The organism is Variovorax sp. W1I1, assembly GCF_030815625.1.
GTDB classification, from domain to species: domain Bacteria; phylum Pseudomonadota; class Gammaproteobacteria; order Burkholderiales; family Burkholderiaceae_C; genus Variovorax; species Variovorax paradoxus_C.
On record NZ_JAUSWZ010000001.1, the window covers coordinates 2,209,214 to 2,227,344 of the forward strand.

20 protein-coding genes are annotated in these 18,131 nt (G+C 66.8%); 12 read left to right on the forward strand and 8 right to left on the reverse strand.

Features of this window, described 5'->3' with window-relative positions:
- Positions 1 to 17 precede the first annotated feature (17 nt).
- On the forward strand, positions 18 to 767 hold the full coding sequence (locus QFZ83_RS10470; protein ID WP_307505813.1) for a DeoR/GlpR family DNA-binding transcription regulator: 750 nt from the start codon (positions 18 to 20) through the stop codon (positions 765 to 767).
- A 42-nt stretch (positions 768 to 809) separates the two neighbouring features.
- On the opposite strand, the gene msrA is transcribed toward QFZ83_RS10470, so the two are convergent.
- From msrA to QFZ83_RS10490, 4 genes are all read right to left on the reverse strand, one after another.
- Complete coding sequence (gene msrA / locus QFZ83_RS10475) at positions 810 to 1,511, reverse strand: peptide-methionine (S)-S-oxide reductase MsrA (RefSeq protein WP_307505815.1); 702 nt, start codon at positions 1,509 to 1,511, stop codon at positions 810 to 812.
- Positions 1,512 to 1,598: 87 nt separating this feature from the next.
- Positions 1,599 to 1,850, reverse strand: coding sequence for a pentapeptide MXKDX repeat protein (locus tag QFZ83_RS10480; protein ID WP_013541085.1), 252 nt, complete (start codon positions 1,848 to 1,850; stop codon positions 1,599 to 1,601).
- An 84-nt stretch (positions 1,851 to 1,934) separates the two neighbouring features.
- Positions 1,935 to 2,726, reverse strand: a complete 792-nt coding sequence (locus QFZ83_RS10485) for a molybdopterin-dependent oxidoreductase (protein ID WP_307505818.1) — start codon at positions 2,724 to 2,726, stop codon at positions 1,935 to 1,937.
- 1 nt (position 2,727) lies between these two features.
- Positions 2,728 to 3,360, reverse strand: a complete 633-nt coding sequence (locus QFZ83_RS10490) for a cytochrome b/b6 domain-containing protein (protein ID WP_307505823.1) — start codon at positions 3,358 to 3,360, stop codon at positions 2,728 to 2,730.
- Positions 3,361 to 3,457: 97 nt separating this feature from the next.
- Here QFZ83_RS10490 and QFZ83_RS10495 point away from each other — a divergent pair, with 97 nt between their 5' ends.
- From QFZ83_RS10495 to QFZ83_RS10505, 3 genes are all read left to right on the forward strand, one after another.
- Positions 3,458 to 4,186: a response regulator transcription factor gene (locus QFZ83_RS10495; protein WP_307505826.1), complete on the forward strand. Its 729-nt coding sequence runs from the start codon at positions 3,458 to 3,460 to the stop codon at positions 4,184 to 4,186.
- Positions 4,183 to 5,673 (forward strand): ATP-binding protein, encoded by a 1,491-nt coding sequence (locus tag QFZ83_RS10500; RefSeq protein WP_373457501.1) that lies wholly within the window; start codon positions 4,183 to 4,185, stop codon positions 5,671 to 5,673. The genes QFZ83_RS10495 and QFZ83_RS10500 overlap by 4 nt, the downstream gene beginning before the upstream one ends.
- A 156-nt stretch (positions 5,674 to 5,829) precedes the next feature.
- Positions 5,830 to 6,774, forward strand: coding sequence for a crotonase/enoyl-CoA hydratase family protein (locus QFZ83_RS10505; protein WP_307505828.1), 945 nt, complete (start codon positions 5,830 to 5,832; stop codon positions 6,772 to 6,774).
- Positions 6,775 to 6,789: 15 nt separating this feature from the next.
- Here the strand turns inward: QFZ83_RS10505 and QFZ83_RS10510 are convergent, their stop codons facing one another.
- Complete coding sequence (locus QFZ83_RS10510) at positions 6,790 to 8,301, reverse strand: alpha/beta hydrolase (protein WP_307505830.1); 1,512 nt, start codon at positions 8,299 to 8,301, stop codon at positions 6,790 to 6,792.
- A 208-nt stretch (positions 8,302 to 8,509) separates the two neighbouring features.
- Positions 8,510 to 9,409 carry a transglutaminase family protein gene (locus QFZ83_RS10515; RefSeq protein ID WP_013541092.1) on the reverse strand — a complete coding sequence of 300 codons (900 nt, stop codon included), beginning with the start codon at positions 9,407 to 9,409 and terminating at the stop codon, positions 8,510 to 8,512.
- A 125-nt stretch (positions 9,410 to 9,534) separates the two neighbouring features.
- Here QFZ83_RS10515 and QFZ83_RS10520 point away from each other — a divergent pair, with 125 nt between their 5' ends.
- The gene (locus QFZ83_RS10520; RefSeq protein ID WP_307505833.1) at positions 9,535 to 9,876 is read left to right on the forward strand and encodes an antibiotic biosynthesis monooxygenase; all 342 of its coding nucleotides are present in this window, start codon (positions 9,535 to 9,537) and stop codon (positions 9,874 to 9,876) included.
- On the opposite strand, the gene mnmC is transcribed toward QFZ83_RS10520, so the two are convergent.
- Together mnmC and QFZ83_RS10530 are read right to left on the reverse strand one after the other, a co-directional pair.
- The gene (gene mnmC, locus QFZ83_RS10525) at positions 9,873 to 11,711 is read right to left on the reverse strand and encodes an FAD-dependent 5-carboxymethylaminomethyl-2-thiouridine(34) oxidoreductase MnmC (RefSeq protein WP_307505836.1); all 1,839 of its coding nucleotides are present in this window, start codon (positions 11,709 to 11,711) and stop codon (positions 9,873 to 9,875) included. The two genes, QFZ83_RS10520 and mnmC, sit on opposite strands and share 4 nt — an antisense overlap.
- Before the next feature lie 15 nt (positions 11,712 to 11,726).
- On the reverse strand, positions 11,727 to 12,002 hold the full coding sequence (locus QFZ83_RS10530) for an oxidative damage protection protein (protein WP_013541095.1): 276 nt from the start codon (positions 12,000 to 12,002) through the stop codon (positions 11,727 to 11,729).
- 139 nt (positions 12,003 to 12,141) lie between these two features.
- On the opposite strand from QFZ83_RS10530, the gene QFZ83_RS10535 reads away from it, so the two are divergent.
- The 7 genes from QFZ83_RS10535 (at position 12,142) to QFZ83_RS10565 (ending at position 18,128) form a co-directional block, all read left to right on the forward strand.
- Complete coding sequence (locus QFZ83_RS10535) at positions 12,142 to 13,191, forward strand: sulfate ABC transporter substrate-binding protein (RefSeq protein WP_307505841.1); 1,050 nt, start codon at positions 12,142 to 12,144, stop codon at positions 13,189 to 13,191.
- Positions 13,192 to 13,283: 92 nt separating this feature from the next.
- Positions 13,284 to 13,868 carry an NADPH-dependent FMN reductase gene (gene ssuE / locus QFZ83_RS10540; protein ID WP_176657204.1) on the forward strand — a complete coding sequence of 195 codons (585 nt, stop codon included), beginning with the start codon at positions 13,284 to 13,286 and terminating at the stop codon, positions 13,866 to 13,868.
- A gap of 120 nt (positions 13,869 to 13,988) precedes the next feature.
- The gene (locus QFZ83_RS10545) at positions 13,989 to 14,126 is read left to right on the forward strand and encodes a hypothetical protein (RefSeq protein ID WP_307505846.1); all 138 of its coding nucleotides are present in this window, start codon (positions 13,989 to 13,991) and stop codon (positions 14,124 to 14,126) included.
- Between the two features lie 31 nt (positions 14,127 to 14,157).
- Positions 14,158 to 15,114: a sulfonate ABC transporter substrate-binding protein gene (locus tag QFZ83_RS10550; RefSeq protein ID WP_307505849.1), complete on the forward strand. Its 957-nt coding sequence runs from the start codon at positions 14,158 to 14,160 to the stop codon at positions 15,112 to 15,114.
- On the forward strand, positions 15,114 to 16,283 hold the full coding sequence (gene ssuD, locus QFZ83_RS10555) for an FMNH2-dependent alkanesulfonate monooxygenase (RefSeq protein ID WP_307505852.1): 1,170 nt from the start codon (positions 15,114 to 15,116) through the stop codon (positions 16,281 to 16,283). The genes QFZ83_RS10550 and ssuD overlap by 1 nt, the downstream gene beginning before the upstream one ends.
- A 16-nt stretch (positions 16,284 to 16,299) precedes the next feature.
- Positions 16,300 to 17,151: an aliphatic sulfonate ABC transporter permease SsuC gene (gene ssuC / locus QFZ83_RS10560; protein ID WP_307505855.1), complete on the forward strand. Its 852-nt coding sequence runs from the start codon at positions 16,300 to 16,302 to the stop codon at positions 17,149 to 17,151.
- An 11-nt stretch (positions 17,152 to 17,162) separates the two neighbouring features.
- Complete coding sequence (locus tag QFZ83_RS10565) at positions 17,163 to 18,128, forward strand: aliphatic sulfonate ABC transporter substrate-binding protein (RefSeq protein WP_307505858.1); 966 nt, start codon at positions 17,163 to 17,165, stop codon at positions 18,126 to 18,128.
- Positions 18,129 to 18,131 lie beyond the last annotated feature (3 nt).

An 18,131-nucleotide genomic window follows, 5' to 3' on the forward strand; every position in this document is an offset into this window, starting at 1 on the left:
CGGCGGAGCATCGGCACATGCTGATCCTGAAGGTGCTCGCGCAGGAGGGCGCCTGCCGGGTCAGCGACATGGCGCGCCGCTTCACCTTGTCGGAAATGACGCTGCGGCGCGACCTGCAGGAGATGCACGATGCCGGCCTGCTCAAGCGCGTGCACGGCGGCGCGCTGCCGCTCGGCCGCGACACCGAGTTCGGCGTGCGCATCCAGGAGGGCTCCTCGCAGAAGCAGCAGATCGGCGCGGCGGCGGTGGGCCTCATCCAGGACGGCTGGTCGATCTACCTCGATGCCGGCACCACCTCGATGGAAGTGGCGCGCGCGATCCTGCAGGGCCTTCCGAACGTGAAGCGGCTGGCGATCGTCACCAACGGCATCAACATCGCCGCCGAGCTGGTGGGCCGCACGCCTTACGACATCTATGCGATAGGCGGCGAGATCTACGCCACCGGCGTGAGCGCCGTGGGCCCGATGACGCTGGCGCAGGTCGCGAACTTCCATTTCGACCTCTTCTTCATGGGCGCGCGCGGGGTCGATGCCGAGGTGGGCTGGACCAACACCAACCACCTGGAAACGCAGGTCAAGCACGCGGTGATGGAGCGCAGCCGCCAGGTGTGCGCGATCGTGGACAGCAACAAATGGGGCCAGCGCGCGCTGGTCTCGGTGGTGCCCTTCGGCGCGGTGACGCACTGGGTCTGCGATGCGCAATTGCCGCAGGACGCGCGCGATGCGGCCAAGGACCAAGGTCTCGAACTGGTCATTGCCCGCGACTGAGCCGGCGGCCGGGCCCAGGAACACCGCATCGCGCCGAATCGACTATCCGGCCTTCGCGCCACGCACCAGCGACGGCGTCGCCTTGTAGCTCTCCGGGAACAGCTTCTTCAAATCGTCGATCTTCGGCATGTCGTTGATCGCGATGTAGGGCTGGCTCGGGTTGAGCGTGAGGTAGTCCTGGTGATAGTCCTCGGCCGCATAGAAGGGCTTGGCCATTTCGATGGTGGTCGCGAGCGGCTTGCCGAAGGTCTTGGCCTGGTTCAGCTGCGCGATGTATTCCTTGGCGATGCGGGCCTGCTCGGCGTTTTCCGCAAACACGGTGGAGCGGTATTGCGTGCCGGTGTCGGGGCCCTGGCGATTCAGCTCGGTGGGGTCGTGCGCTACCGAGAAGTAGATCTGCAGCAGCTTGCCGTAGCTGATCTGTTTCGGGTCGTAGGTGATGCGCACCGATTCGGCATGGCCGGTGCGGCCCGATCCCACTTCGTCGTAGCGCGCGGTCTTCGCATCGCCGCCGGCGTAGCCCGACACCGCGTTGCTCACGCCCTTGACGCGCTGGAATACGCCCTGCACGCCCCAGAAGCAGCCGCCTGCGAACACGGCGGTTTCGGTTTTTGCAGCGGCTGGTGCGGCCAGGTCGGCGGTGGGAGCGGGCACGCGTTTCGCCGGTTCGGCGAACGACGGCACCGCATACCAGACGAGGGCCGCGGCAGCCAGTGCGCCGGCAGTGAGTGCGAGGGATTTCATGGTTTGTCCTTGAGGGGTGCGCTGAATGCAGAAAGCCGGTGGCGGCGACATTGCCGCCGAATCCACCGGTCGTCAATGGCGCTTGCCTTACTTCTTCATCTCGTCCTTGCCCATGCTGTCCTTCTTCATGGCGTCCTTGGACATCGAGTCCTTGGCCATCGAATCCTTCTTCATGCCGTCTTTAGCCATGGAATCCTTGGCCATCGAGTCCTTCTTCATGCCGTCCTTCGACATCGAATCCTTGGCCATGCTGTCTTTCGCCATGGTGTCCGCGGCGAAGGCCGAGGCGCCGGCGAAGGCCATGCAGGTTGCGAGCAGGGTTGCGGTGAGCTTGTTCATTGGAAGTCCTTGAGTGAGTTGAGGTTGAGTTGAGGTTTTTGCTTTCGCGCTTTTCATCGGCAGTCGAGTTGTCATGAAGACGCCTCAGCTCCCTCCGAACCAGTTGTAGCCCTGGTCTTCCCAGTAGCCACCTGTGTAGGTGTTGGTGACGAACATCGCCTTGATGTGCTTGGGGTTCTTGTAGCCAAGCTTGGTGGGCATGCGCAGCTTCATCGGGAAGCCGTACTTCGGCGGCAGCGTTTCGCCGTCGTAGGTCAGCGCCAGCAGCGTCTGCGGGTGCAGCGCGGTGGGCATGTCGATGCTGGTGTAGTAGTCGTCGGCGCACTTGAAGCCGACGTACTTGGCGGTGGTGTCCGCGCCGATGTGGCGAAGGAAATCCGCGAAGCGCACGCCGCCCCACTTGCCTATCGCGCTCCAGCCTTCCACGCAGATGTGCCGCGTGACCTGGTCGTGCTGCGGCATCGCGCGCAGCTCCGGGAGCGTCCAGCTGCGCTTGTCGGCGACCATGCCGGTCACTTCGAGCTTGTAGGTGGCTTCGTCGACCTCGCGGATCTCGTCTTCGCCGTAGTAGGCGTTGAACGGAAAGGGCCGCGTGATCATCGATTCGGGGTACGTCTCCGCGAGTTGCGTGGGGCTGAAGATCAGGCCCTGCACCTTGTCGTTGAAGCGCGAGATCTTCGAGAGCGCGGCCTCGACATGGCTGTCGTCGCTGATGCTGCATCCTGTGAGCAGCGAGAGCCCGCCCAGCGTGAGCGAGCGCTGCAGGAAGGCGCGGCGCGCGGGCTGGTCGAGGTTCTTCGCGATCAGCGTGCGGGCTTCGCGCACCACGGCATCGCCATCGACGCCGGTCATCTTGGGGGCTTTGAAGATTCTCATGTCAGGCTTTGGGCGCACGGCCGCGGATCATGGTGAGGAGGGTGCGGGGCACGAGGGCGACCATCACCAGGTGCAGGGCCACGAAGGCGACGAGCGAGGCCATGCCGAAGAAGTGAATGCGGCGCGCGAACTCATAGCCGCCCAGCAGGTCGCGCAGCACGGCGAACTGCACCGACTTCCACAGCACGAGGCCCGAGAGCACGATGACGACGATGTCGAGCATCACGAACAGGTAGGCCAGGCGCTGCACGCTGTTGTAGCGGCGCGGGTCGGCATGCGAGAGCTTGCCCTTGAGGGCGGCCAGCGCGTCGTGCCAGATGCCGGCCGGCGTGACCGGGAAGAACTTGTGGGCCAACCGTCCGCTTGCGATGTTGATCGCCAGGTACACGAAGCCGTTGAACACCAGCAGCCACATCGCCGCGAAGTGCCATTGCAGCGCACCGCCGAGCCAGCCGCCCAGCGTGGCCCCGTTCGGAAAGCTGAAGGGAAAGAACGGCGCCGCGTTGTAGATGCGCCAGCCGCTGGTCACCAACACCAGGATCGCCAGGGCGTTGAGCCAGTGCGTGATGCGCATCCACAGCGGGTGGATGGGGCGGGCATCGGGTGCAATGCTTGTGAGGGCGGTGCTGTTCATGGGCTGGATTCTTGGGCGCACCCCATGGCCGATTCATCACGCAAAGTTCAATTAATCGTGATAACTCGAAAATCCGTATCGCGGGACAATCGGCGCCATGGACACCCCCAAACGCGTGCTGATCGTCGAGGACGACGCCCACATCGCCGAACTGCTGCGCATGCACCTGCGCGACGAAGGCTATGCCATCGAACACGCCGCCGACGGCCATGCGGGCCTGCGCGAACTGGAGCGCGGCAACTGGGACGCGCTGGTGCTCGACCTGATGCTGCCCGGCGTCGATGGCCTCGAGATCTGCCGCCGCGCGCGGGCCATGGCGCGCTATACGCCGATCATCATCATCAGCGCGCGCTCGAGCGAAGTGCACCGCATCCTCGGGCTGGAGCTGGGCGCCGACGACTACCTGGCCAAGCCTTTCTCTGTGCTGGAGCTGGTGGCGCGCGTGAAGGCGCTGATGCGGCGCACCGATGCGCTGGCGCGCAATGCGCGCATGGAGTCGGGCAGCCTCACGCTGGGCAACCTGGACATCGAACCGCTGGCGCGCGAGGTGCGCGTGGACGGCAAGCTCATCGAGCTCACGCCACGCGAGTTCGACCTGCTGTACTTCTTTGCGCGCAACCCCGGCAAGGTGTTCTCGCGGCTCGACCTGCTCAACCAGGTGTGGGGCTACCAGCATGACGGCTACGAGCACACGGTCAACACGCACATCAACCGGCTGCGCACGAAGGTGGAGACCGATCCGGCGGAGCCGAGGCGCATCCTTACTGTGTGGGGGCGGGGCTACAAGCTTTCGCCGACGGGCGCGGGCGAAGAGGGCGCGACATGATGGCTTGGGCCACGCTTTCTCGCCGTCTCTCGATGGTGTTCGCTGTGCTGCTGCTGGCTTGCTACGGCGCATCGGCGTGGCTTCAGATGCGATCGAGCGGACTGCATGAGCAGGAGGTGGTGCAGCGCCTGTCGGGTGGGCTCGCCGCGCACATCGCCGAGAACTCCGAACTGATGCAGCCCGGTGGCTTGAACCAGGCCGCGGTGAAGGATCTGTTCGACAAGCTGATGGCCGTGAACCCCAGCGTCGAGGTTTATCTGCTGGGCCTGGACGGCCGCATCGAGGCGCAGGCCGCGCCGCCCGGGCACATGAAGCGCGAGCGCGTGGCGCTGGAGCCGATCCGCAAGCTGCTCTCGGGTGCGCCGCTGCCCATCCTCGGCGACGACCCGCGCAGCGCCGATGCGGCCAAGGTGTTCAGCGCCGCACCGCTGAAGATGGGCGGCCGCGATGCCGGCTATGTGTACGTGGTGCTGCAGGGTGAGGACTACGACGCGCTCGCGGCCAACGTCGCGACCGACAACGTGCTGCGCACCACGCTCTGGTCGATGGCGCTGGTCGCGCTGCTCGGGCTGATCGCGGGACTGGCGGCGTTCAGGCTCATCACGCGGCCGCTGCGAGAGCTGACGAAGGCGGTCAAGCGCTTCGAGACCGAGGGCATCGCTTCGCTCGAAAGCGAAACGCCCACGCTGGAGCGGCTTTCTCACGGCACCGACGAGATCGCCTTGCTGGGCCAGGCCTTCACGCAGATGACGCGCCGCATCGCCGAGCAATGGCGCGAGCTCACGCTTTCGGACCAGCAGCGCCGCGAGCTCTTCGCCAACATCTCGCACGACCTGCGCACGCCGCTCACCTCGCTGCACGGCTATCTCGAAACCCTGCTGCTCAAGGCCGGCACGCTCAGCGACGAAGAGCGCCGCCGCTACCTGGAGATCGCACTCGGCCAGAGCCGCAAGGTGGGCCGGCTCGCGCAGGAGGTGTTCGAACTCGCGCGGCTCGAGTACGGCGTGGTCAAACCCGAGAAGGAAAACTTCGCGCTCGCCGATCTCGTGCAAGACGTGTTCCAGAAGTTCGAGCTCGCGGCCGAGGCCCGGCACCAGCAGCTCAGGCCCGACATCGCGCCGGGCCTTCCGGTGGTGTCGGCCGATCTCGGAATGATCGAGCGCGTGCTGACCAACCTGCTCGACAACGCCATCCGCCACACGCCGGCCGGTGGAGAAATCGAAGTGCAATTGCGCGCCGCGAACGCAGGCGTGGCGGTGCAGGTGAGCGACACGGGCCCCGGCATTCCGGGCGAGCTGCAGAAGGGGCTGTTCGTGCGGCCCGTGTTCATGAGCGGCGCGCGCAGCGACGGCTCGGGCAGCGGCGGACTGGGGCTGGTGATCGTGCAGCGCATCCTGCAACTGCATGGCAGCGACATCCGGCTGGTGCCGCAGGCGGGCAAGGGGGCGGTGTTCCGCTTTCAGTTGGGCGGAGCGGCGGGGGCCTGACGCGATTCGGGTCTCCGGGCCGGCGTGACGGTTCAGCCGCTCGATGCGGTCACCGCGTGGTACTCCCCTCGGACTCCCCCTGGGTTTGCCTGTGCCGGCCGGCGCGGGCGCGATGCTACAAAAGCAGCGCGACACAACCCAAGGAGACACAAGACCATGCCCGCCTTCAAGACCGTCCTGATCGACAAGGACCCGCAGCATCCGCGCATCGCGCGCCTCGTGCTCAACCGCCCCGAGAAGCTCAACGCCATCGGCGACACCACGCCTTCGGAAATCCGCCAGGCGGTCGAATGGGCCGAAGCCGACGACGAGGTGCACGTCATCGTGGTCGAAGGCGCGGGCCGTGCGTTCTGCGCCGGTTACGACCTCGGCGACTACGCCGAAGGGCACGGCCGCGAAGGCGAGGCCGACCACCCGTGCCGGCAGGAGAAAACGCCCTGGGACCCGATGCTCGACTACGCCGCCATGAAGCGCAACACCGACGACTTCATGGCCCTGTGGCGCTGCCGCAAGCCCACCATCGCCAAGGTACACGGCTACGCGGTGGCCGGCGGCAGCGACATCGCGCTGTGCTGCGACCTGCTGACCATGGCCGACGATGCGCGCATCGGCTACATGCCCACGCGTGTGTGGGGCTGCCCGACCACGGCGATGTGGACCTACCGGCTCGGCGCGATGCGTGCGAAGCAGCTGATGTTCACCGGCGACACCATCCCCGGCACGCAGGCGGCCGAATGGGGCCTCGCGAATTTCTCGGTGCCGGCCGACCAGCTCGACGACGCCACGCTGAAGCTCGCACAACGCATCGCGGGCGTGCCGCGCTCGCATCTGATGATGCACAAGCTGGTGGTCAACCAGGTCTGGCATTCGATGGGGCTGGAGCAGACGCAGATGTTCGCGACGGTGTTCGACGGCATCACGCGGCACAACCCCGAGGGGATGTGGTTTCGCCGGCAGGCGGAGGCGGAAGGGTTCAAGAGCGCTGTCGCATGGCGCGACAGCGGCCGGGATATTCCGGAAGGCGACGAGGCGAGGGCGCTCGTCGCTGAATTGGAGGCGAAGCTCGCGGCGGCGCGGGCGGCGCTGCCGCCCGCGCGCTGATTACTCCCTCGTCGCTCAGGGTGGGCAGGGACGTGCCGCTGCGGCGCCCGGACGCGTCGCTTTGCTCGTGCCGCTTTCATCGATTGCGCCGAGCGGCCGCGTGAACGTGCACCCGTAGGCGGGCGCCGCCACCGTCGCGGCCGTGACCACGTCGTCGCCCGCCGGCTTCACGCCGTCGCGTTCCCACTTGACCATCGCGTCGAAGGCTTCGACCTGCTCGGCGATGGTGAAGTCGCAATGCGAGATGCCGCGAACCGCGCGCTGCACCAGCCAGCCGCTGTTGCCCTTGGCCGCCACGCGCTTGTTGTAGATCTGTTCCATGCTGAACGGCACGTACAGGTCGCCCAGCGTGTGCAGTGTGACGACCGGGATCTTGAATTCGCCGTTGGCCTTGGGAATCCAGCGCAGTCCGTCGGTGCGCAGGCGGTTGGCGTCGGCGGCTGCGGTGAGCTTGATCACCGAGCCGTTCAGCGCCGTCGAGCCCGGCGCGTCGCTGTCGATGGTGTAGGTGAAGCGGTTGGTGTCCAGCGTGTTCCTGTTCAGGATGCCGTTCACGGTGCCATCGCTTCCGAACACGCCCCACACCGCCGCGAATGAACCGCCGGCGGCGAGACCGAGGTCGAACATCGGGCGCTCGCCGCCGGTGAGGTTCTTCACGACCGAGGCGAACTTCAGGCCCGTGGCCGTGGGCGTCGAGGGAAAGGTGGTGAACAGCGTGCTGGTGACCTGCGCGGAGATGTCCGACCAGTTCGGCGTCGGGTATTTCGGCAGGCCCGCCAGCGCTTGCGCCGTGACCTGCGCGCCGGCGAAGTAGTCGAACAGTTCGGTGTCGCCGACCACGCCGCACATCGGCACCGCGCCGTTGTACTTCACCTTGTGGTTGGCGGTGGCGAAGGCCTCGTCCTCGATCGCCGCCGCGGTGATGTGGCCGCCCATGGAGTGGCCGGTGATGTAGGTCTTCGTCGGCGCAGCGAGCTCGCGGCCGTTGGCCTTGGCGATCTTGTTGAACTCCAGCGCCAGCGCGTTGGTATCTTCCACCCCCACACGCACGTCATAGAAGTTCTTGCTGTAGCTCGATGCGGCCCAGGCGTAGCCGTTCTGGATCAGGAAGCGGCGGATCGACGGGGCGGTCACCGACAGCACGTTGGTTTCGCCGGCATAGCCGTGCGCATACATCACGAGCTTGCCGTTCCAGGCGGCCGGCACTTCGACGTGGTACTGGGCGCCGCCCAGCATGCCGGCCCAGCGGCTGGTGGTGGTGTTGTCGATGACGTCGCTGCCGTCGGCCGCGAGCGCCGCGAAGGTGGTGGCCGAGGGGTCGGCTGGCGCGAAGGAATTGCGGGTGTCCTGCACGCGCGTTTCCTCGGGGGCTGGCGGCGGTGCGGGCGGAGGCGGCGCTGGCGGCGCGGGCGCGGGAGCCGGCGGCAGCGGCGTGAAGGCAAAACCGTTTCCACCGCCCCCACCGCCGCAGGATGCGACGGCAAGGCTGGTGGCGAGGGCAAGGAGTGTCAGGCGCGCGGAATGCATGGGATGTCTCTCTCCGTTTCTTCTGGGTTCTTGGTTGAAGATCGCCGGCGCAGCGCTGCCCGGACGGCCATGAAGAACGACCGTGCTATTTCGCTGACCGGCGGCGCAGCGTAGGGGCGATGCCGGGCGCATCGGCCCGGGCTTTCCCGTAGCTGCTATCTCCTGCGCGACACCGTGCGCGACACCGACGCAGAACCCTGGGGAGAGATCAGCCCTTGCGGCGGGTGACCACCACCGTGGCATCGAGGCCTTCGTACGCCTCGGCATCGCCATACCAACTGCCCGAGATCGGCGCAGCCTGCGCCGGGTCGCGCGTGACGCCCACGCGGATGAGCTGCCCGCTGCCCATCAGGTTGTTGGTCGGATCGAACGCCAGCCAGCCGATGCCCGGCAGGTACGCCTGCAGCCAGGCGTGCGTGGTGCCGGCGCCGGTCATCGATTCGCCGGGCGCCTGCGCTGCGCGGTCGAGTGCGGCGTCGTAGAGGTAGCCCGAGACAAAACGGGTGGCGATGCCCAGGCGGCGCGCGGCTTCCATCATCAGCAGCGCGTAGTCGCGGCAGCTTCCGCTGCCGAGCGCGAGCGTGGCCAGCGGCGTCTGCGTGCCTTCCTCGTCGCGCGCCTTGTATTCGAGGCTCTGGCCAATGTGCGCGTTCATGCGCGTGAGCACTTCGCGCGTGTTGTTGGGCTTGTCGCTGTGCAGGAACTGGTGGGCCCAGCGGATCAGCGTGCCGCTGGCATCGTCTTCGTGGTGCGGGCGCAGGTAGTGTTCGAGGTCCAGGCGCTCCTGCACCGAGTAGGCGAAGGGCAGGAATTCGGCGGCCGGATCGAGCGCGAGCTGGTCTTGCTGGGCCGGCACATGCTCGATGGTGAACGAGCACACGATGCGCAGCTCGGTCGCCTCGCCCATCGGCTGCACCAACGCGACGGAGTTGGAATGCGGGTCTTGAATCAACCGCGTGAAAGCCTGGGGACTCACCTGCAGGTCGGTGGCGAGCACGCGCAGGTCGTGGCTGTCGCGGGGCCGGAACATCACCCGGTGCAAACCGAAGGTGACCGGCTTGTTGTAGCGATAGATGGTGGTGTGCGTGATGTCGTACTGAATGGCCATGGGGCATTCTCGTGCGTTCGCGGCGTGCGCAGTGGCTTGTTCTTGTGGGCGAATGCCGCAGAATCGGCGCCCGCTCGATCTTCGGGCGCCTTTTCTCTTTCTTTGTCACAGGGATTCCGGCCGCCATGTACTCCGCCACCTTCATCTTCGCCAAGAAGCAGTTCGACGACGAATTCCATCGTCTCGACCAGACCATCGCCGCGGCCGCGAAATCACTGCCCGGCTACCTGGGCGAGGAAACATGGGAGAACACGGGCAACGGGCTGGTGTCGAATGTCTACTACTGGGATTCGCTCGACAACCTGCAGGCGCTGATCCGTCATCCGGTGCACCAGCAAGCCAAGGCGGCGCAGGCGAACTGGCTGGATGGCTACAAGGTGGTGATCTCCGAAGTGGTGCGCACCTATGGCGACAGCCGGATCGACCATCTGCTGGCACCTCCGCCTTCCGGCGCGACGCCCTCCTAGAGCCGCTGGGTCCCGAGTGCCTTGGCCAGCGCTGCGGGCAACGGCAGCGGTTCGCCATGCCACTGCGCGGCCAGGAGTTCGGCGCAGATGGCCGCGAAGCTGAGTCCGCGCGAACCCAATGCGGTGCAGGCCCAGAGGCCATTCGCCCCCTCGGTCAGCGGACCGACCAGCGGCCGACGATCGCCCGAGGCGCAGCGCACACCGACCCAGGCGTTGACCTCGCCGCGCTCGAAGGCCGGCGCCAACGCGGCCGCGGCAGCGGGATGCAGCCGCGTGAGGCGGTCGCGGTTCGCGGCGCTGTCATCGGTATTCGGAGCGAGATCGGTGCTGTCGCGGTCGAAGGTCGCACCGGCCAGCCAGAGCAGGGCGCCTTCGGCATCGGGCACGTTGGCGATCAGGTGGCCGTCGCCGTTGAGCGGCTTGGCTGGAAGGGCGCTGTCGTTGACGTGGCCCCACGCGACCTGTCCGCGCACCGGCTGCAGCGGCAACTCCGGAGCGAAGCGGCCCGATTCGAAGCCGGCGGCGACGACCACGCGGTCTGCATCGATCAGCAGTTCGTCCGCTGCATCGAACAGTTGCCAGCCGTCGGCGTTTCGCGTGACGCGCGCCACGGATGCATTGCCGCGGAATTCGACACCTGGCTGACGCAGCCAGGCCTCGATCAACCGTGACGGGCGCACCCAGCCGGCACGCGCATGCCAGATGGCAGGCGCATCGGCCGGCAAGCCGGCTGCGCTCAACTGATCGGCGCTTGCCGGCCACGATTCGTTGGGGCCGTTGTCGCTCCAGCCGGCAGGCACACGCACGTCGCCTTCGGGTCGCCGTTCCAGCACGCCGCTGGCGCGCCAGTCGCGGCCTTCTTCCAGCAGTCGTTCCAGTTCGAGCCAGGTGGCACGGATGCCCGCTCGCGTCAGGCGCGAGAGCAGGGCGTCGTCAGGCGACACATGGGGCGCCAGCACGCCGACCGGCAGGCCGGAAGCGCCCGAGGCAGGACGTGAGGCCGCATCGAGCACCGTGACCTGCCATCCGCGCCGCGCGAGGCTCGCGGCCACGGCTGCGCCCGCGAGGCCGGCACCGATCACGGCGCAGCGGCCCGGCGCCTCGATCCGCTCGGGCGCTGGCCCGCGGCGCCGCACCGTCCAGGCCGGCGCGAAGACGCCGCCAAGGCAGTCGCGCCTGGGCGGCAGGCCAGGGCGCCTTTCGAGCTGGAAGCCGTTCTGCGAGAGCGCATCGCGCACCTCAACTGCATAGGTCCAGGTGGCAAGGCCCGTGCCTTGGCGGGCGAATCGCGACACCGCCTTCAGCGTGTCGGGCGACCACATCGCCGGATTCCGCTCGGGGCTGAAGCCGTCGAGGAAGATGCTGTCGGCCTCGAAGCGCTGGCCGCGCAGCATGGCCTGCACGTCGCCGATGCACAGGGTGAGCAGGACGCGGCCTTCGTCGAAGGCGAGGCGGTGAAAGCCCGGCAGCAGTCCGTGCCACTGTGCGACCAGCTCGCCGGCCAGCGAGGCCAGTTCCGGATACGCCTCGGCAGCCCGCAAGAGATCACCGGCTCCGACCGGATATGCCTCGACCGAGACGAAGTGCAGCATCCGCGGCCGGCTGGCGTCTGCACGCCACGCCTGCCAGGTTGTCAGGAAATTGAGGCCCAGCCCGAAGCCGGTTTCGAGAATCCGCCATTGCGGTTGCCCGGCCCAGGCTTGCGGCAGTCCGCAGCCGTCCAGGAACACATGGCGAGCCTGCGCCAGCGCCCCGGTTTCGGTGTGATAGATGTCGTCGAAGCGTTCGCTGCGCGGGACGCCGTCGGCGGGCCAGGCCACCGGCTCAGCGGTCACGGCGGGCAGGAAAGTTCAGGCCGCTGGAGGAGGAACGTAGCCTTGCGCCACGTCGGCGCCTTCGCCGAAGAAATGCTTTTCCATCTGCCGCGCCAGGTACTGGCGGGCGCGCAGATCGGCCAGGTTCAGCCGGTTTTCATTGACCAGCATGGTCTGTTGCTTGAGCCAGGCGGCCCAGGCTTCCTTGCTGACGTTTTCCCACAGGCGCTTGCCCAGGTCGCCGGGGTAGGGCGGGAAGTCGAGCCCTTCGGCCTCTTTGCCGAGCTTGATGCACTGAACCATGCGTGCCATTTTTTTGCCTCTTGGGTGGGGTAAGCGTGTCGCTTAGTTGATTTAGCTATTTAGAACTGAAAACTTGGTCGTTCCAGTTTCTATATGTCGTATTGAGAATACGCAGCTTCATTGATATGCCTTTTTAGAGCAAGACACCATGAGCTTTCGCCGCGACTTTATCAAGCTTTCCCTGGGCGCCGGCGTGGCCGGTGCCTTGGCCCTGTCGGCGTTGCCGACGTTTGCCCAAGGAACTGCGGCCGCCAAGGGCCCCGTGACGCTGCTGAACGTCTCGTACGACCCGACGCGCGAGCTCTACGTGGACTACAACCAGGCCTTCGCCAAGTACTGGAAGGGCAAGACCGGCCAGGACGTGACGGTCAAGCAATCGCACGGCGGCTCGGGCAAGCAGGCCCGCTCGATCATCGACGGCATCGATGCCGACGTGGCCACGCTGGCGCTCGGCGGCGACATCGATGCGCTCGTCACCCACGGCGGCCTCGTCAAGGCCGACTGGCAGAAGCGCCTGCCGCTCAATTCGGCCCCCTACACCTCGACCATCGTGTTCCTGGTGAAGAAGGGCAACCCCAAGGGCCTGAAGGACTGGGACGACCTGGTCAAGCCCGGCGTGCAGGTGATCACCCCCAACCCCAAGACCTCGGGCGGCGCCCGCTGGAACTACCTGGCCGCATGGGAGTTCGCCAAGCGCAAGTACGGTGGCGACGCCAAGGCCAAGGAATACATCGGCAACCTGTTCAAGAACGTGCCCGTGCTGGACACCGGCGCGCGCGGCTCGACCATCACCTTCGTGCAGCGCGGCGTGGGCGACGTGCTGCTGGCCTGGGAAAACGAAGCTTTCCTGGCGCTGAAGGAATTCGGTCCGGATAAGTTCGAAATCGTCGTGCCGTCCATTTCCATCCTGGCCGAGCCCAGCGTGGCCGTGGTCGACAAGGTCGTCGACAAGAAGGGCACCCGCGCCGTGGCCGAGGAATACCTGAAGTACCTGTACTCCGACGAAGGCCAGGACATCGCAGGCCGCAACTTCTACCGCCCCACGTCCGAAAAGGCCAAGGCCAAGTACGACAAGCAGTTCCCCAAGCTGACGCTGGTGACCATCGACCAAGCCTTCGGCGGCTGGGCGAAGGCGGACAAGGAGCACTTCGCAGACGGTGCTTCGTTCGACCAGATCTACACAACCAAGCAGAAGTAATCCGCGCTGCAGAGCCGGTTGTGATGGCGCCCGTTTCGCGAGCGCCGCGACCCGGCACGCCCTGAATTTCCGAAGAAAACCGAAAGCCTCCCGTGTCCGTTCTCCTGATTGCCGGCAGCCCCTCGGCCCCGTCCCGCTCCACCGCCTTGCTCGAGGCCGTGGGCGAGCGGTTGGCCAAACGCCATGCCCGCATCGAGCGGCTCGCGATCCGCGACCTGCCGGCACAGGCGCTGCTGCTGGCCGAATGGAACCATCCGGCCATCGAGCGGGCCATCGCCCAGGTGGCGGCGGCCCGCGTGATCGTGGTGGCCACGCCGGTCTACAAGGCGGCCTACAGCGGTGTGCTGAAGGTCTTTCTCGATCTGCTCGCGCAGAACGCGCTCAAGGGCAAGACCGTGCTCCCGCTGGCCACCGGCGGCAGCCCCCATCACATGCTCGCGCTCGACTACGCGCTGCGGCCCGTGCTGCAGTCGCTGGCGGCGCGCCACATCCTGCCGGGCGTCTACGCGAGCGATTCGCAGATCGTGCTGACGCCCGAGAACGCCTACCAGGTGCACAACGACCTGGCCGAGCGACTCAACGAGGCCGTCGAGGTGCTTGCGACCGAAGGCCTGAAGCTGCCCGCAACGCACGGATTCGAACCCGTACCGTTTTCTCGCGTGCGATGTAGCGTCTGACGACCGGGCTCACCATCGAGCCCGAGTTCAGCCAGACCCATCCCCGTCCCTTTTTCAAAGCCGCCTGTGTGTGGCAAGGGGACAGCTTTGCCCAAAAGTTTTGCACCAAGGAATCCCCGCATGAACCCCGTCGCCACCGAAGACTCCGCCCTCGAAACGCCGCCGCGTTCCTTCTGGCACGCGCTGGGCGATCTCGTCGTCAGCGCCATCGTCGTCAGCGCCATCGCGCTGATCGTGAGCTTCATTTCCGCCGCGTGACCGCGTGGCGCCCCAACACCCCAGGACAGCCATGAACCGTATTTCCATTCCTCGCCGCCGCCTGATCCAGGGCGCAGCCGCAGCCATTGCGCTGCCTTCGTTCGCCGCACTGGCCCAGGCGCCCACGCGCCAGTTCCGCATCGGCAACCAGAAGGGCACGCTCAACATCCTCAAGGGCCGCGGCACGCTGGAGAAGCGGCTCGCGCCGCTGGGCGTCACGGTCAAGTGGACCGAGTTCACGGCCGGCCCGGTGCAGCTCGAAGCGCTGAACGTCGGCTCGATCGACTTCGGCGATGTCGGCGAAGCGCCGCCCATCTTCGCGCAGGCCGCCGGTGCACCGCTGGCCTACGTGGCCGCTACGCAGCACCGCCCGCAGACCGAAGCCGTGCTGGTGCCCAAGGGCTCGGCCATCAAGACCGTGGCCGACCTCAAGGGCAAGAAGATCGCGCTCAACAAAGGCTCGAACGTCCACTACTTCATCGTCAAGCTGTTCGAGAAGCACGGCCTGTCGTACGCCGACCTGAACCTGGCCTACCTGCCGCCGGCCGATGCGCGCGCCGCGTTCGAAAAGGGCTCGGTCGATGCGTGGGTGATCTGGGACCCGTTCCTCGCAGCCGCGGAGAAAACGCTCGACGCGCGCATCCTCGCCGACGCCACGGGCGTGGTGGGCAACCGCGCCTACTACTTCTCGTCGCTCGACTACGTGGCGAAGAACGCCGACGTGATCGCCATCGCGGTCGAAGAGATCAACAAGGTCGAAGCCTGGGGCTCCGCGAACAAGGGCGACCTGGCTGGCGAACTGGCCGCCTTGTGGGGCCTGCCCAAGCCGGTGGCCGACATCACCACGGCCCGCACGCCCTACGGCATCACGCCGATCACCAAGGCCATCCTCGCCGAGCAGCAGAAGATCGCCGACACCTTCTTCGAACTGAAGCTGATCCCCAAGAAGATCAACGTGCTCGAAGCCGCCGGCGCGGGAGTCGCGTGATGCAGATATTCTGGTTCCTCCCCACGCACGGCGACAGCCGCTACCTCGGCACGAGCGAAGGCGCGCGCCCCATCGACCTGGCCTACCTGCAGCAGATCGCGGGTGCAGCCGACAACCTCGGCTACGAAGGCGTGCTGATTCCCACCGGCCGTTCGTGCGAAGACCCGTGGGTGATCGCCTCCAGCCTGATCGGCTCGACGAAGAAGCTCAAGTTCCTGGTCGCTGTGCGGCCGGGCCTGCACCAGCCCAGCCTCGCCGCGCGCATGGCCGCGACCTTCGACCGGCTCTCGGGCGGACGCCTGCTGGTGAACCTCGTGACCGGTGGCGACCAGGCCGAGCTCGAAGGCGACGGCGTGTACCTGGATCACGCATCGCGCTACGAGCAGTCGGCCGAGTTCATCCGCATCTGGCGCGAGATTCTCACGCGCAGCCACGATGGCCAGGGCTACGACTTCGAAGGCAAGCACCTGAGCGTGAAGGGCGCCAAGCTGCTGTATCCGCCGGTGCAGACGCCGTACCCGCCCGTGTGGTTCGGTGGCTCGTCGGCCGCTGCGCATGACCTCGCGGCTGAGCAGGTCGATGCGTACCTGACCTGGGGCGAGCCACCCGCCGAAGTCGCCAAAAAGATCGCCGACGTGCGCGCCCGCGCCGAGAAGCAGGGCCGCCGCGTCGAGTTCGGCATCCGCCTGCATGTGATCGTGCGCGAGACCGAAGACGCCGCGTGGAAGGCGGCTGAAGAACTGATCAGCCGTGTGGACGACGACACCGTCATCCGCGCCCAGGCCGCCTTCGCGCGCATGGACTCCGAAGGCCAGCGCCGCATGGCCGCGCTGCATGCGGGTGGCGCGAAGCGTTCGCGCGCCGAGCTGGAGATTTCGCCGAACCTGTGGGCCGGTGTCGGCCTGGTGCGCGGTGGCGCGGGTACGGCCCTCGTGGGCGACGCGAAGACCGTCGCGGCGCGCATCGAGGAGTACGCAGCGCTCGGTCTCGACAAATTCATTCTCTCGGGCTATCCGCACCTCGAAGAGGCTTACCGCTTCGCCGAACTGGTGTTCCCACTGCTCTCGCGCAAGGCGAAGAAGCAACTGGCCGGTGGCTCGTTGAGTGGCCCGTTCGGCGAGGTGGTTGCGAACCTCGATGCACCTTCGCGCCTCGTCTCGCAAAGCTGAACCCAAAGGAATCCTCATGACTGAACAAGTACAGGAGCTCCCGGTGGCTTCGACCGATTCCGATGCAGCGTCCGGCAACGCCCTCAAGGCCTTCGGTCTCAACGTTCTGGGCCGCCTCGTTCCCTGGCTCGTGCCGGTGGGGCTCATCGTGTTCTGGCAGATCGCCTCGTCGCTCGGCTGGCTGTCGACGCGCGTGCTGCCGGCACCGGTCGATGTGGTCAAGGCCGCGTGGTCGCTCACCGTGTCCGGTGAACTCTGGACGCATGTGAAGGTCAGCGCGGGCCGTGCGCTCGCGGGCCTGGCCATCGGCGGCGGCGCCGGGCTGGCGCTGGGCCTGCTCACCGGCTCGGTGAAGTTCGCCGAGACGCTGCTCGACTCGACCATCCAGATGGTGCGCAACATCCCCGCGCTCGCGCTGATTCCGCTCGTCATCCTGTGGTTCGGCATCGATGAATCGGCCAAGCTGTTTTTGATCTCGGTGTCGGTGTTCTTTCCGATCTACCTCAACACCTTCCACGGCATCCGCAACGTCGATCCGCAACTCATCGAGATGGGTCGCACCTACGGCCTCACGCGCTGGCAGCTTTACCGCGAGGTGATCCTGCCGGGCGCGCTGTCGTCGATCCTCGTGGGGCTGCGGTTTTCGCTGGGCCTCATGTGGGTGATCCTGATCGTGGCCGAGACCATCTCGGCGCAGGCCGGCATCGGGTATCTGACGATGAACGCCCGCGAGTTCCTGCAGACCGACATCGTGCTGGTGGGCATCCTGCTGTATGCGCTGCTCGGCAAGCTGGCCGACCTGTTCGCGCGCGGCCTGGAGCAGTGGTGGCTGCGCTGGCACCCCGGTTATCAGAAGAAGCCGAAGTGAGGGCAGGGCAAATGAACCATTCCATGTCCCGCCGCACAGCCATTGCGACGCTGGGTGCGCTGAGCGCAGGTGCCGTGCTGGCGCAAGGCGCCGCACCGCGGCCCGTTACCGTGCGCTTCGGCTACCAGAAGTCATCGACGCTGACGGCACTGCTCAAGGCCCAGGGCACGCTCGAAAAGCAGCTCGCGCCGCTCAACGCCACGTTGAGCTGGCACGAGTTCACCAGCGGCCTGCCTCTGCTCGAGGCGTTGAACCTGGACAACCTTGACATCAGCGCCGACGTGGCCGACACGGTGCCCGTGTTCGCGCAGGCTGCCGGTGCCGAGCTGACCTTCATCGCGCAGGAAGCGCCTTCGCCCGCCGCACAGGCGATCGTCGTGCGCGAAGACTCACCGATCACGACCGTGGCCGACCTGAAGGGCAAGAAGGTCGGCTTCGCGAAGGCGGCCGGCGCGCACTACCTGCTGATCGCTGCGCTGGAGAAGGCTGGCCTCTCGTTCAAGGACATCGTGCCCGCTTACCTCACGCCCGCTGACGGGCGCGCCGCCTTCGAGAAGGGCGCGATCGACGCGTGGGTGGTCTGGGACCCGTTCCTCGCCGCCGCGCAGCGCCAGTCGAAGGTGCGCATCCTGGCCGATGGTGCGGGCATAGCGTCGTACCAGCGCTACTACCTCGCGAGCACCAAGTTCGCGAAGGCGCGGCCCGACGTGCTGCGCGTGGTCTACGCCGAACTCGAGAAGACCGGCAAGTGGGTCAAGCAGAACCCGAAGGAAGCCGCGGCGCTGCTGTCGCCCGTGTGGGGCCTGGACGCCGCCACCATCGAGCAAGCCAACAGCCGCCGCAGCTACGCGGTGCGCCCGGTCGTGGCCGATGGCCTCGTCGAGCAGCAGCGCATTGCCGATGCCTTCTTCGGCGAAAAGCTGCTGCCCAGAAAACTCAATGCGCTCGACGTCGCGCTGTTCAAACCCGGAGCCTGAAGC

Coding starts and splice junctions, on each gene's coding strand:
- QFZ83_RS10470 (WP_307505813.1), top strand. CDS start 18: ATGCTGATCCTGAAGGTGCTCGCGCAGGAGGGCGCCTGCCGGGTCAGC.
- msrA (WP_307505815.1), bottom strand. CDS start 1,511: ATGAAATCCCTCGCACTCACTGCCGGCGCACTGGCTGCCGCGGCCCTC.
- QFZ83_RS10480 (WP_013541085.1), bottom strand. CDS start 1,850: ATGAACAAGCTCACCGCAACCCTGCTCGCAACCTGCATGGCCTTCGCC.
- QFZ83_RS10485 (WP_307505818.1), bottom strand. CDS start 2,726: ATGAGAATCTTCAAAGCCCCCAAGATGACCGGCGTCGATGGCGATGCC.
- QFZ83_RS10490 (WP_307505823.1), bottom strand. CDS start 3,360: ATGAACAGCACCGCCCTCACAAGCATTGCACCCGATGCCCGCCCCATC.
- QFZ83_RS10495 (WP_307505826.1), top strand. CDS start 3,458: ATGGACACCCCCAAACGCGTGCTGATCGTCGAGGACGACGCCCACATC.
- QFZ83_RS10500 (WP_373457501.1), top strand. CDS start 4,183: ATGATGGCTTGGGCCACGCTTTCTCGCCGTCTCTCGATGGTGTTCGCT.
- QFZ83_RS10505 (WP_307505828.1), top strand. CDS start 5,830: ATGCCCGCCTTCAAGACCGTCCTGATCGACAAGGACCCGCAGCATCCG.
- QFZ83_RS10510 (WP_307505830.1), bottom strand. CDS start 8,301: ATGCATTCCGCGCGCCTGACACTCCTTGCCCTCGCCACCAGCCTTGCC.
- QFZ83_RS10515 (WP_013541092.1), bottom strand. CDS start 9,409: ATGGCCATTCAGTACGACATCACGCACACCACCATCTATCGCTACAAC.
- QFZ83_RS10520 (WP_307505833.1), top strand. CDS start 9,535: ATGTACTCCGCCACCTTCATCTTCGCCAAGAAGCAGTTCGACGACGAA.
- QFZ83_RS10530 (WP_013541095.1), bottom strand. CDS start 12,002: ATGGCACGCATGGTTCAGTGCATCAAGCTCGGCAAAGAGGCCGAAGGG.
- QFZ83_RS10535 (WP_307505841.1), top strand. CDS start 12,142: ATGAGCTTTCGCCGCGACTTTATCAAGCTTTCCCTGGGCGCCGGCGTG.
- QFZ83_RS10545 (WP_307505846.1), top strand. CDS start 13,989: ATGAACCCCGTCGCCACCGAAGACTCCGCCCTCGAAACGCCGCCGCGT.
- QFZ83_RS10550 (WP_307505849.1), top strand. CDS start 14,158: ATGAACCGTATTTCCATTCCTCGCCGCCGCCTGATCCAGGGCGCAGCC.
- ssuD (WP_307505852.1), top strand. CDS start 15,114: ATGCAGATATTCTGGTTCCTCCCCACGCACGGCGACAGCCGCTACCTC.
- ssuC (WP_307505855.1), top strand. CDS start 16,300: ATGACTGAACAAGTACAGGAGCTCCCGGTGGCTTCGACCGATTCCGAT.
- QFZ83_RS10565 (WP_307505858.1), top strand. CDS start 17,163: ATGAACCATTCCATGTCCCGCCGCACAGCCATTGCGACGCTGGGTGCG.